Consider the following 12,652-nt stretch of genomic DNA (forward strand, 5'->3'; position numbering starts at 1 on the left):
GCCGACGCCGCGACCGCCGCCGAGCAGGCGTACGACGCGGAGCGCCGCACCGCCGAGGCCCTCGCCCGCGACGAGCGGCTCGGGGAACTGCTCGGCCTGCCCGGCGGGCCCGCCCCCCGCGCGCAGGGCGCCGTGCCCCCGCCCCGCCGCGCGGGCACCGACAACCGCGACGACACCCACCAGGACCCCGGCACCCCGGCGGACCCCGAGGCCGGGGCGCCCTTCACCGCCGAGGACCTCGACCGGAGCGCCGACGACCTGCGCACCCTCCTGGAGGACGGCGTGGCCGCCGCGGAGCGGCAGTTGTTCGAGCTGCGGACCGCCGCGGCCGACGACGCCCGCATCCTCGGCGCGCTCGGCGACGGCGGGCTGCTCCCGCCGGGCCCGGACGTCCTGGCCACCGTCGAGTTCCTGGGCGAGCACGGCATCCCGGCGCTGCCCGGCTGGCGCTACCTCGCCCAGGCCGTCGACCCCGCCGACCACGCGCGCGTGCTCGCGGCCCGCCCCGAGCTGGTCGACGGCGTCATCATCACCGACCCCGACACCCACGCGCGGGCCCGCGAAACCCTCGCCGGCGCCGCGCTGCTGCCCCGCTCCACCGTCGCCGTCGGCACCGCCGCCGCCCTGCTGGCCCCGGCGCCGGGCGACGAGGCCGCCCAGGACGGCGACGTCTTCCTGGTGCCGCCGAACCCGGCCATGCACGACGAGCACGCCGCCGACCAGGAGCGCCAGGCCCTGCGCGCCCGCGCCACCCGCCGCGACGACGAGATCCGCGCGCTCGCCCAGCGCCTCGCCAAGGACCGCGAGCTGGCCGCCCGCCTCGCCTCCTGGCGCGCCGGCTGCCCGGCCGGACGCCTCGACGAACTGGCCACCGCCGCGCGCCAGGCCCGCGCCTTCGCCGAGGAGGCCGAGGCCGAGCTGGCCGAGGCCCGCACCGCGCGCGCCGAGGCCGACGAGGCCGCGAGCGACGCCGCCCGCGTCCGCGACGAGCGGCAGGAGACCGCCCAGCGCGCCCGCCGCGCCGCCGACGCGCTCGCCGGGCTGGCGTTCCGGCTGCGCGAACGCGCTGGCTGGCAGACGAAGCTGCGCGAGCTGGCCGACGAGGCCGTGGAGTGCGAGGCCCGCGCCCAGGCCTGCCTGGACCGCGCCCGCGCCGCCGACGAGGACCGGCGCGCCGCCCAGCGCGCGGCCGACGACGCGCGCCGCACCGCCCGCGCGCTGCGCGCCGAGCGCGCCGAGATCGCCGGTGCCCCCGAGGACGTCGCCCTGGACGAGGACGCCCCCAAGACCTCGCTGCCCGCGCTGCGCGAGGCCTACCGCGCGGCCTCCCAGCTCTACGAGAAGGTCGGCGTCGGCGCCGACCTGCGAGCCGAGCAGGCCCGCGCCGAGAGCGACGAGTCCGCCGCCCTCGCCGAGCTCGACCGGCTCAGCAACAAGGTCCGCACCCGCGCCGCCCAGCTCCTGGAGGGCACCGACGGCGCCGACGGCCCCTCCCGGCAGGCCGCCGCCGCGCGCGCGGAGGCCCAGGTCCAGCTCATCGAGTCCCGCGCCGCGGCCGCCAGCGAGCAGCTCGGCCGGCTGCGCGGCGAGGCCGAGCGGCACGCCCCCCAGGACGGCGAGGCGCACACCGAGCTGCCCGAGGACCTGGTGCCCGCCGACGCCGAGCACGCCCAGGCCCTGCTGCGCACCGCCACCGGCGAACTGGCCGCCCGCACCGAAGCGCTCACCCAGGCCAAGGAGGCGCACGCCGCGCTCCTGCGCGCCCACCGCGCCACCGAGGACGCGGCCGGCGGCTTCGACGAGACCGCCGCGCTCCTGCGCGACCTGCTCCGCGAGCACCACGACACGGACGAGCAGGAACAGCCCGAGCCCTACCCCGGCACCCTCGAAGAGGCCCGCCAGACCGCCGCCGAGGCCCGCCGCTCGCTGCGCGGCTGCGCCGCCGACCTGTCCGCCGCCGAGACCGCCGTCCGCGAGGCCAGTGACGTCCTCGTACGGCACGCCAACTCCACCCGCTACGAGCAGGTACGCACCCCCGCCCGCCAGCAGATCCGCGAACTGCCCGCCGCCGCGCTGCCCGAGCACGCCAAGAAGTGGGCGGACGCCTTCGCCCCCCGGCTGCGCGTGCTCACCGACGAGCTGGAGCAACTGGAGCGCAACCGCGACAGCATCGTCGACCGGCTGCGCGGCCTCGTCGAGTCGGCCCTCGCGACGCTCCGCTCCGCCCAGCGCCTGTCCCGCCTCCCGGAGGGCCTGGGGGAGTGGTCGGGCCAGGAGTTCCTGCGCATCCGCTTCGAGGAGCCCGACCAGGCCACGCTCACCGAGCGCCTCGGCGTGGTCATCGACGACGCCACGCGCGCGGCCGTCAAGAAGAACTCCGACCTGCGCAGGGACGGCATGTCCCTGCTCCTCCGGGGCGTCCAGGCGGCCCTGGAGCCGCGTGGCGTCGCCGTGGAGATCCTCAAGCCCGACGCCGTGCTGCGCGCCGAGCGCGTCCCCGTCGGCCAGATGGGCGACGTGTTCTCCGGCGGCCAGCTCCTGACCGCCGCCATCGCCCTGTACTGCACGATGGCCGCGCTGCGGTCGAACGACCGGGGCCGCGACAAGCACCGCCACGCGGGCACCCTGTTCCTCGACAACCCCATCGGCCGCGCCAACGCCACATACCTCCTGGAGCTCCAGCGCGCCGTGTCCGACGCCCTCGGCGTGCAGCTCCTGTACACCACCGGCCTGTTCGACACGACCGCGCTCGCCGAGTTCCCGCTGGTCATCCGGTTGCGCAACGACGCCGACCTGCGGGCGGGCCTGAAGTACATCAGCGTCGAGGAGCACCTGCGGCCGGGCCTGCCGCAGGAGCAGCAGGCCCCCGCCGGGGAGACGGTGCACGGCGAGATCACGGCCACCCGGATGTACAAGAAGCCCGTGGCGGGGTGACGCCCGCCGAGCTCAGAGGGACCCGATCCCTGTGATGTCCGCCGGGCTCAGAGGGCGCCGATCCGTGCGGTGACCCACGCGTGGAAGAGGCCGATGTGGTGCTCGGTCGGCACGAGCACCCCACCGTGCCGGTAGGCGCGCGAGGACATGGCGGGCTGCGTACGCTCGCACGCCGCGAAGTCCTGCTCGTTCACCCGGTGGAACAGCTCCACGGACTTCGACAGATCGGCCCCGGAGGCCACGACGTCGGGTGCGTACAGCCAGTCGCACTCGACGACCGTACGGTCCACGGCCAGCGGGAACATGCGGTGCAGGATCACGTGGTCCGGTACCAGGTTCACGAACACCGCCGGCTTGACGGTGATCGCGTAGTAGCGGCGGTCCTGGTCGTCGGCCACGCCGGGCAGGCGGCCGAAGCCCGCGCTGCCGTCCACGGTGAAGCCGCGCACCCCGTCACCGAAGGCCGCGCCGTGCCCGACGTAGTACTGCGCGGCGAAGCCCTCCGTGAACTCCGGCAGCACGTCGGTCAGTTCCGGATGGATCGTCGCGCAGTGGTAGCACTCCATGAAGTTCTCCACGATCAGCTTCCAGTTGGCGCGCACGTCGTACGTGACACGCCGCCCCAGCGCCAGGTCCCCGGGCCGGTAGCGCTCCACGGCCGCCGCGTCCCCCAGGCGCTCGGCGGCCTCGGCGACGACCGTCTCCTCGAACGACGGCGGTTCCTCGGCCAGGCACACCCAGACGTAGCCGAGCCACTCCCGCAGGGCCACCGTGACCAGGCCGTACGCCGACCGGTCCACGTCGGGCATGCGCGTCAGGTTCGGCGCCGCGAGCAGCCTGCCGTCCAGGCCGTACGTCCAGGCGTGGTACGGGCACCGCAGGCCCCGCCGCACCTCGCCCTCGGCGTCCGCGCACAGCCGCGCGCCCCGGTGGCGGCACACGTTGAGGAAGGCCCGCAGCGCGCCGTCCCGGGCGCGCGTGACCAGGACGCTCTCGCGGCCGACCTGGACCGTCCGGTACGCGCCGGGCCGTTCGAGGTCGGCGGCGCGCACCGCGCACACCCACAGGGCCTCGAAGACGTGCTCCTGCTCGCGCTCGAACACCTCGGGGTCGGTGTAGGCGCGGCCGGGCAGTGTCGCGATGAGGCTCGCGGAGACCTGGGTCGTCACGGTGTCCTCCTCAGGCGGGCGCCGCGGCGGCCGCGGCGGCCGCGGCGCCCAGCGGGCCGGTGATCCGGCGCGGGTCGAACAGTCCGACGGGGTGCGCGGTGGTGCCGTCGAGCGCCAGGTCGGCGACGATCTCACCGACCACCGGCACGAACTTGAAGCCGTGCCCGGAGAAGCCGCACGCCACCGTCACCGACTCCGGGTGCGCGGGATGCCGGGCGATCACGAAGTGCTCGTCGGGCGTCGTCGTATACATGCAGGTCACCGCCTTGAGCAGGCGCCCGGGGAGCAGCGGGATCTGCCGGGACACGTGGTCCGCCATGGCGGCGACCTCGTGCGCGTGGACCGTGCGGTCGACGGTGTCGGGCGTACACACGGCGCCCTTGCGGAAGAAGGCCACCTTCGCCCCGAGGTCCGGGCCGTCGATCGCGGGGAAGCCGTACACCTGGACGCCCGCCGCGTCCTCCCAGACGTAGATCGGATGGCGCTCCGGCAGGAACGGACCCACGCCCCCGGTCGGCTGGAACCAGTACATGACCTGCCGCTCGACCGTGAACGGCACCCCCAGGTCGGCGAGGAGTCCCGGCGCCCAGGCCCCCGGGCAGACGACCAGCTGCCCCGCGGTGTACGTGTCCTCCGGCGTGTGGACACGTACGCCGCCGCCGCACGGCTCCCAGCGGACGACGGGCTCCTCGAAGCGCAGCTCGGCGCCCCGCCGGGTGGCGAGCTGGAGGTGCGCCGCGACGGTGTTCTCGGGCCGGACCAGGCCCGCCCGCTCCTCGTACAGCGCCACCTCGTCGTCGCGCGGCGTGAGCGTCGGGAAGCGGCGGCGGATCTCGCGGGCGTCGAGCATCTCGTGCGGCAGCCCCCAGGTCTCGGCGGAGAGCCGCGCCCCCGACACGACGCGCCCGTCGGGCCTGCCGACCATGACACCCCCGCAGAGCAGGGCGATCTCCCGGCCGGTGTCCCGCTCCACCTGCTCGTACAGCTCGTACGCGCGCAGCAGCAGCGGTACGTACGCGGGGTCCTCGAAGTACGACTGGCGCGTGACCCGGGAACCGCCGTGGCTGGAGCCGCGCCGGTGCACCGGACCGTACCGCTCCAGGCCGAGGACGCGGGCCCCGCGCGCGGACAGATGGTGCGCGGCGGCACTGCCCATGCCGCCCAGACCGATCACGATCACGTCGTACGTGGGAGGGGTGGGGGACATGGGGCCTCCAGGGGCGGTGCGGTACGAGTGCGCTCCGCAGGGGCGCAGGAGATGTTCGGTCGGGGGGCGCGGGTCCGGTGCCCCGCTGCCGGGGCGGTGGCCGGCCGGCACTGTCTAGCATCGGATACGGGTCATCCCGGCGTCGAAGAGCGGCTCGTCGGCGACTGTCGCCGGGATCTTCTCGCCGAAGTACTCGATGTGCACACCGGTCCCGGCGGGCAGCGGCGGCAGCCAGGCGTAGGCGACGCAGCGGCCCAGGGTGTAGCCGTAGGAGGCGCTGGTGACGTACCCGGCCGGGGCTCCCGCGACGTACACCGGCTCCTTGCCGAGGACGACGGCGGCCGGGTCGTCGAGGAGGAGCGGGGTGAGCCTGCGGGTGAGCGGGCCGCGTTTCTGAAGGGCCGCGCGGCCGACGAAGTCGCCCTTGTCCTCGCGCACGGCGAAGCCGACGCCCGCCTCGTAGGGGTGGTGCTCGGTGGTCATGTCCTCGCCCCAGGCGCGGTAGCCCTTCTCCAGGCGCAGTCCGGCGAAGGCGGACCGGCCGGCCGCCACCGCGCCGAGTTCCTGTCCGGCCTCCCACAGCGTGTCCCACAGGCGCAGGCCCAGGTCGGCGCTGGTGTACAGCTCCCAGCCGAGCTCGCCGACGTAGCTGAGGCGCAGGGCGGTCACCGGGACGTGGCCGATGTGCGCGCGCCGCGCCCTGAAGTAGCCGAACGCCTCGTGCGAGAAGTCGTCGCGGGTCAGCGGCTGCACGAGGGCGCGGGCGAGCGGGCCCCAGACGCCGACGCAGCACGTCCCCTGGGTGATGTCCCTGATGTGCACGCCGTCGGGCGCGTGCCACCGTAGCCAGTGGAGATCGGCGGGGGAGTTGGCGCCGACCTGGAAGTGGTCGGGGGCGAGCCGTGCCACGGTCAGGTCGGAGCGGATGCCGCCCGCCTCGTCGAGAAGGAGGGTGTAGGTGATCGAACCAGGCTTCTTGCGGAGGTTGTTGGTGGTCATGCGCTGAAGGAAGTCCAAGGCGCCGCGGCCCGTGACCTCCAGGCGGCGCAGCGGCGTCATGTCGTACAGCGCCACGCGTTCGCGTGTCGCCTTCGCCTCGGCGGCGGCGATCGGCGACCAGTGCCGGGCGGACCAGGCGTCCCGCGCGGGAAGCTCCAGCGCCTCGGCGAGCGGCGCGTTCGCCTCGTACCAGTGCGGGCGTTCCCAGCCGCCGCCTTCCAGGAAGTGCGCGCCCAGCTCCACCTGGCGGGCGTGGAAGGGGCTGACCCGCAGCGGGCGCGGCTCAGCGACCGGTTGCAGGGGGTGGATCACGTCGTAGATCTCGACGAACTGCCGGGCACCGCGTTCCGCGACGTACGCGGGTGAGCGCTGCGCCGCCTCGAAGCGCGTCAGGTCGCAGTCGTGGACGTCGGTGGCGGGCCTGCCGTCGACCATCCACTCGGCGACCGCCTTGGCGACGCCCGCCGAGTGCGTGACCCACACGGCCTCGGCGAGCCAGAACCCGCGTAGTTCCGGGGCCTCGCCGAGCAGGGGCATGCCGTCCGGAGTGAAGGAGAAGACACCGTTGAACCCCTCGTCGACCGCCGACTCCTTGAGCGCGGGCAGGAGACCGCAGCCGTCCTGCCAGCTCGGCGCGAAGTCCTCCGCGGTGAAGGGGGACGCGGACGGCATGGCGGGTCCCGTGGGTGGCGCCGTCCCGGCGCGGTGGCCTGCGACGGCCTCGTCGTACGAGGGCACCGCGAACGGGTCGACGGGCAGCGGGCGGTGGGCGTACGAGCCGATGCCGATGCGGTCGGCGTGCTCGCGGAAGTACAGGTCCCGGTCCTGGTACCGGAGGATCGGCCGTGAGGCCTCCGGGAGCGGGCCGCCGTCGCAGGCGCCCGCGAGTTCGGGCAGCGGCCGCGTCGTGGCGTACTGGTGGGCGAGCGGCTGCAGCGGCACGTCGACACCGGCCATGCGCCCGATCACCGGTCCCCAGAAGCCCGCCGCCGACACCACGTGGTCGGCGGGGAAGGTGCCGCGATCGGTGACGACACCGGTGACCCGGCCGTCGGCACGCTCGACGCCGGTCACGGTGTGCCGGTCGAGGAAGCGGGCGCCGCGCCGCGTGGCCCGGTCGGTCTGTGCCCGGCAGGCGGGCACGGCGCGGGCGAGCCCGTCGTCGGGTGTGTGCAGTCCGCCGAGCACCTGGCCGGTGTCGAGCAGCGGCCACAGCTCCTTGCACCGTCCCGGTCCGACGAGCTCGGCGCGGATGCCCCAGGACGCGGCGAAGCCCGCCCTGCGGTGCAGCTCGGCCCAGCGCTCCGGCGTGGTGGCGAGCTCCAGGCCGCCCACGGGGAGGAAACAGGGGCGCCCGTCCACGGCCAGCGCGCCGAACTTCCGTACCGTGTACGCGGCGAACCGGCTCAGCGTCCTGGACGGGCTGGTCTGGAACACGAGCCCCGGCGCGTGCGAGGTGGAGCCGCCCGGCGCGGGCAGCGGTCCCTGCTCCAGGACGGTGACGTCGCTCCAGCCGCGCGCGGTCAACTCGTCGGCGAGGCAGCAACCGACGATCCCGGCACCGATGACGACGACACGGGGCCCGCGGGACCTGTGGCGGGCGCGGTGGCTGCTGAGGGGTGCGGCGGCCTCGGCTCCGTCCCTCCCGGCGGTCACAGGACCACCACCGACCGCAGCACCTTGCCGGTCCGCATCCGGTCGAACGCCTCCTCGACCTCGTCGAGCGCGATCCGCTCACTGACGAAGGCCCCGAGGTCGAGCCTGCGGCGTACGTACTCGTCGATGAGGACGGGGAAGTCCCGCGTGGGCAGGCAGTCCCCGTACCAGGAGGACTTGAGCGCGCCGCCGCGCGAGAACAGGTCGCTGAGCGGCAGCTCGACGGTCGCCGCCGGGTCGGGCACACCGACCTGGACGAGGGTGCCCGCGTGGTCGCGCATGTAGAAGGCCTGGCGGTACGTCTCCGGGGCACCGACCGCGTCGATCGCCACGTCGACGCCGAAGCCGCCGGTGAGCCCGCGCACCGCCGCGACCGGTTCTGTGCCGCGGGAGTTGACGGTGTCGGTCGCCCCGAACCGCGTGGCCCCGTCGAGCTTCGCGTCGTCGACGTCCACCGCGATCACGCGCCGGGCCCCGGCCAGCGTGGCCCCGGCGATCGCCGCGCAGCCCACGCCGCCACAGCCGATGACGGCGACGGTGTCCCCGCGCCGCACGCCTCCCGTGTGCACGGCGGCCCCGTACCCGGCCATCACGCCGCAGCCGACCAGTCCCGCGGCCTCCGGGCGCGCCGCGGGGTCGACCTTCACGGCCTGCCCCGCCGCGACCAGCGTCTTCTGCGTGAACGCGCCGATGCCCAGCGCGGCGGTCAGCGGGGTGCCGTCCAGGAGCGTCATGGGCCGGGTCGCGTTGCGGGAGTCGAAGCAGTACCAGGGGCGACCGCGCAGGCAGGAGCGGCACACTCCGCACGGGGCGCGCCAGGCAATGACCACGTAGTCGCCCGGGCGCAGCCCCGAAGTGCCCTCCCCGACCTCTTCGACCGTCCCCGCGGCCTCGTGCCCGAGCAGGAACGGGAAGCCGTCACCGATCGCCCCTTCCCGGTAGTGCAGATCCGTGTGGCAGACCCCGCAGGCCTGCACGGAGACGAGCACCTCTCCCGGTCCGGGATCCGGCACGACGATCGTCTGCACCTCGACGGGTTCGCCCTTCTTCGCGGCGACAACGCCACGGACCTCGTGCGGCACGGCCAGGCTCCTCTGCGGGACGTTGCGCGCCTCCGCGCAAACGTGGCTGTTGTTGCGTACTCCACGATCAGTTGCGCTATAAGAGACATCGTGCGAGCGCCGTCAAGGACCCGTCAAGGGGGCGTGGGAGCGTGGCCGCGGGGGCGTGACCTAGCGCGCGGCGGGCCGCGTGGTGACGTGCCCTGGGTGCGTGGGTGCGTGGGTGCCTGGGTGCCTGGGTGCCTGGGTGCCTGGGTGTCTGGTCCGAGGGGTGCTGGGGTGCTGGCTGGCTTGTTAAGCGCGCTTGTTGGGCGCGGTGCTCGTGGGCTTGGGGTGCCTGAGACGGACCTTGGCCCGAAGTCGCCGGGCGCGTAGGCATTGTGGCCGATGGTCGACCGCGCCCGCGCTCGCAGGCCACTCGCGGCGGAGACAGCGTCGGCGCGCTTGGATCAGAGACCGTAGCCCATGCGCCGAGACAGCTCCGCGGCCGCCGCGACCGTACGTTTGGCCAGCTCCGTGAGCCGGTCCTGCGTCAGCCGGTACACCGGCCCGGACGCGCTGAGCGCCCCGATCACCTTGCCGTCGTGCGCTCGCACCGGTGCGGCGACGGCTGCGAGCCCCACCTCCAACTCCTCCACGGCGGCGGCGAACCCCTGCTCGACGACGGTGTCCAGCTCACCGCGCAGCGCCGCCGTGCCGGTCACGGTGTGCTCGGTGAGGCGCGGCAGCGTACGGGCGATGAGACCTTCGCGCAGAGTCGTCGGCAGGTGGGCGAGCAGCACCTTGCCGCTGGAGGTGGCGTGCAGCGGGGTGCGCCGGCCGAGCCAGTTCTGCGCGGTCACGGACGCCGGCCCGCGCGCCTGCATGATGTTGACCGCGGCATCGTCGTCCAGGACCGCGATGTTGACCGTCTCGCCCAGCTCGTCCGCCAGCTCGCGGCAGACCGGCGCACCCTCCTGAGAGATGTCCATGCGCACGGCCGCGGCACCCGCGAGGCGCAGCACACCCGCGCCGAGGAAGTACTTGCCACGGTCCTTGGCCTGGCCGACCAGGCCCCGGTTCTCCAGGACGCCGAGCAGCCGAAACGCCGTCGACTTGTGCACCCCCAGCTCGTCGGCGATCTCGGTGACCCCCGCCTCGCCGTGCCGGGCGAGGATCTCGAGGACGCTCACGGCGCGGTCCACGGACTGCACCGAGCCCGTGGCCGCGCGGGGCTGCCGGTCGGACCTCTCCGGCCCGGACGGCCGCCGACGCGAACCTGCGGTGTCGTCATGGCTTTGCGGCGTGCGGGTCATGTCTCAACTCTCACCGTTCGGCGGCTGGTTGGCGCCGCGGCCCAGGGAAGCCCTTGACGCCGGGGGCGTCCCACCGGATTCTGTTGCGTATAGCACTCTGTGGTGCGTCATATGAAACCCATGATATTCGAAGAGCCCTTGGCTGAAACGGGGCGAGCACGGCCCGGCGCGCCGACGCCCGGGGCTCCGCACGATCCGCACGTTCCGCACCCGCGCGTCCTGCCTCAAACGAGCCGCACTTCGACCACCCGGACTTGCCTGTGCCACTCTCCCGGACCACAGCCGCGCCAGCCTCCCGCACCGGACCAGCTCGCTCGCTCGAAGGTTCGAGGCTCCCGGACAACTCACCTGGGCGCCTGACGAACCCGGTCTGCGGCGACCCGGCCAACGCCCGCGCACCACAGTCCGCCGGCCCACCGCAGTCCACCCGGGCACCGCAGTCCACCCGCCCACCAGCGCACCACCGAACCCGGCTTCACCACCAAGGTCCGGCCGAACGTCCTCGCGCCAACCCTGTGCCGCCCGCACACCCACCCCGACTCACCCCACCTGGCAGCCACGGATCGCTTCTTGAACCGGCCAGGCGCCTTGAGCCAGTAACCCCACCGAAGCCGCCCGATCGCACCGGCAGCTCGATCCGCGTCCCGGTGCCGGACGTCACCACTCGAACCGACAGGCCCAGCCTCACCAGATCGACCGATCCGCCCCATCCAAGAGCCCTCACCTCATCCCATCGAAAGCACCACCCCACCCTCCAGGAAGCCAACCTCACCCGAGCCCGAGAACGTGTCACTCACGGACCCGAAGAGCAGCCTCACCCGACACGGAGAACCTGCCGCACACCATCGAGAACTGAAGGGACACCATGCTCCCCGTCTGCCGCCTCGACGAGCTCCCTGCGGGCGAGTCCGTCCGCCTCGACACCACCCCGCCCATCGCGGTGTTCAACGCTGACGGCGAGCTGTACGCCGTCGATGACACCTGTAGCCACCAGGACGCCTCCCTCTCGGACGGCTGGCTGGAGGGCTGCCTGATCGAATGCCCGCTGCACGCGGCCACGTTCGACCTCAGGACGGGCGAGCCCACCTGCCTGCCCGCCCGCCGGCCCGTGCGCACCTACCGTGTGAGCGTGGTGGACGGCATGGTCCACGTCCACGTGACGGGCTCGCCCTCGGCCCCGGCCGAGACGGGCGCGTCGACGGGGGAGGGCTCCGCCGCATGAGGACAGCGACCTCTACCGGGTGACGACGGCCAACTCCACCGGCACGGAAGCACCGCGGAGGCAGCGCGAAGAGGCGCGAAGGCAAGGCCGTGCGTGGCGCTCGGCACAAGGCCGCTGCTGTCCAGGCTGTGCCCTCTGACCAGCGCCTCGGCGCTCGAGCGCAGCCCCGTTACAGGCCTGGCCTCGCGGCGCACCACCACAGCCTCAGGGATGCGACAGCCGCCCCGTCGCGCCCCGTCCCCGTATGTCCTCGCTCGCCCGGGCGGCAACCCGCGCCGCGCGGCGGGCCCGGCGTCGCTCGCGCCGGAGCTGGCGGGCCGTGCTGCTCGGGGCCGAGACGACGCCGTTGCGCTGGCTCCACACCTGGCGGGTGACCCAGACGTCGAGCACGCCCCAGGTAGCCGCCACCGTGCTGGCCACGCTGCTGAGTACCATCGGGAAGGCCAGCCAGGACTCCGCCAGCGCGCAGAAGAACGCCGTCATCGCCTGGACGAGCGTCACCGCCACGATGAGCATGGCCCTGACGGCAGCCCTGCGTACCGGGTCCGGCATGCGGGGGTGGGCCGCTGGTTCCTCCACCCATAGTTGCCGCCGCTGCGCGTACTCGCCGGGTGATCCCCTGTACGAGCCGGGCTCCTGACCGCGTCCCCGTTTCCCGGGGGCCCTCTCGCGGGACTCGGTGCCGACCCCGTGCCCGGCCCCGACGCCAAACCGGTCCGCCAACTGTCCGCCCCCGTCCATTACTTCACTGCTCTGGCGCGCCTTCGCCGTCCGGACGCGCTCCGTCGTTTCCATCAACCCGTCACTCCCCCCGGAGCCTTACGCCGTGCCATGCCCCCACGCATGGAGGCGTCGTCAGCCCTCCACGTACACGATCCTTTAGGCGGTCCTGCAGACGGTCCTTGCGTATGTGTATGCGCCCCTCGGAGGCCGCTCCCACACGCGATCCGTGCGTTCCATACGCCCCGGCGACACGCGTGTCTATCAAGCGCACCCCGTGCCCGCCACCCTCGCCCGTCGTTCTCACGCGCAGCCCGCGCAGCCCGCGCAGCCCGCGCAGCCCGCGCAGCCCGCGCAGCCCGCGCAGCCCGCGCAGCCCGCGCACACCC

Annotated in this window: 7 protein-coding genes and 1 pseudogene; 2 read left to right on the top strand and 6 right to left on the bottom strand. The window is 74.2% G+C overall.

From position 1 onward, the window contains the following. A pseudogene (locus QK440_RS31900) lies at nucleotides 1–2,934 on the top strand (hypothetical protein); the annotation flags it as partial. Nucleotides 2,935–2,981: 47 nt separating this feature from the next. Here the strand turns inward: QK440_RS31900 and QK440_RS31905 are convergent. The 5 genes from QK440_RS31905 to QK440_RS31925 form a co-directional block, all read right to left on the bottom strand. Then, complete coding sequence (locus QK440_RS31905) at nucleotides 2,982–4,103, bottom strand: aromatic ring-hydroxylating dioxygenase subunit alpha (RefSeq protein ID WP_282796724.1); 1,122 nt, start codon at nucleotides 4,101–4,103, stop codon at nucleotides 2,982–2,984. 10 nt (nucleotides 4,104–4,113) lie between these two features. Continuing rightward, nucleotides 4,114–5,310 (bottom strand): N-methyl-L-tryptophan oxidase, encoded by a 1,197-nt coding sequence (solA, locus tag QK440_RS31910; protein ID WP_282796725.1) that lies wholly within the window; start codon nucleotides 5,308–5,310, stop codon nucleotides 4,114–4,116. A gap of 114 nt (nucleotides 5,311–5,424) precedes the next feature. Continuing rightward, nucleotides 5,425–7,875: an FAD-dependent oxidoreductase gene (locus QK440_RS31915; protein ID WP_282796743.1), complete on the bottom strand. Its 2,451-nt coding sequence runs from the start codon at nucleotides 7,873–7,875 to the stop codon at nucleotides 5,425–5,427. Nucleotides 7,876–7,961: 86 nt separating this feature from the next. Continuing rightward, nucleotides 7,962–9,047, bottom strand: coding sequence for an S-(hydroxymethyl)mycothiol dehydrogenase (locus QK440_RS31920; protein WP_282796726.1), 1,086 nt, complete (start codon nucleotides 9,045–9,047; stop codon nucleotides 7,962–7,964). A gap of 428 nt (nucleotides 9,048–9,475) precedes the next feature. Further along, entirely contained in the window at nucleotides 9,476–10,219 is a 744-nt protein-coding gene (locus tag QK440_RS31925; RefSeq protein ID WP_349239332.1) for an IclR family transcriptional regulator, read from the bottom strand. 967 nt (nucleotides 10,220–11,186) lie between these two features. On the opposite strand from QK440_RS31925, the gene QK440_RS31930 reads away from it, so the two are divergent. Further along, a complete protein-coding gene (locus QK440_RS31930; protein ID WP_282796728.1) occupies nucleotides 11,187–11,543 on the top strand; it encodes a bifunctional 3-phenylpropionate/cinnamic acid dioxygenase ferredoxin subunit in 357 nt (118 codons plus the stop codon). 204 nt (nucleotides 11,544–11,747) lie between these two features. On the opposite strand, the gene QK440_RS31935 is transcribed toward QK440_RS31930, so the two are convergent. After that, the gene (locus QK440_RS31935) at nucleotides 11,748–12,284 is read right to left on the bottom strand and encodes a hypothetical protein (RefSeq protein WP_282796744.1); all 537 of its coding nucleotides are present in this window, start codon (nucleotides 12,282–12,284) and stop codon (nucleotides 11,748–11,750) included. Between the last annotated feature and the right edge of the window lie 368 nt (nucleotides 12,285–12,652).

The sequence above is a fragment of the Streptomyces sp. CC224B genome, from assembly GCF_030010595.1.
Lineage (GTDB): Bacteria > Actinomycetota > Actinomycetes > Streptomycetales > Streptomycetaceae > Streptomyces > Streptomyces longispororuber.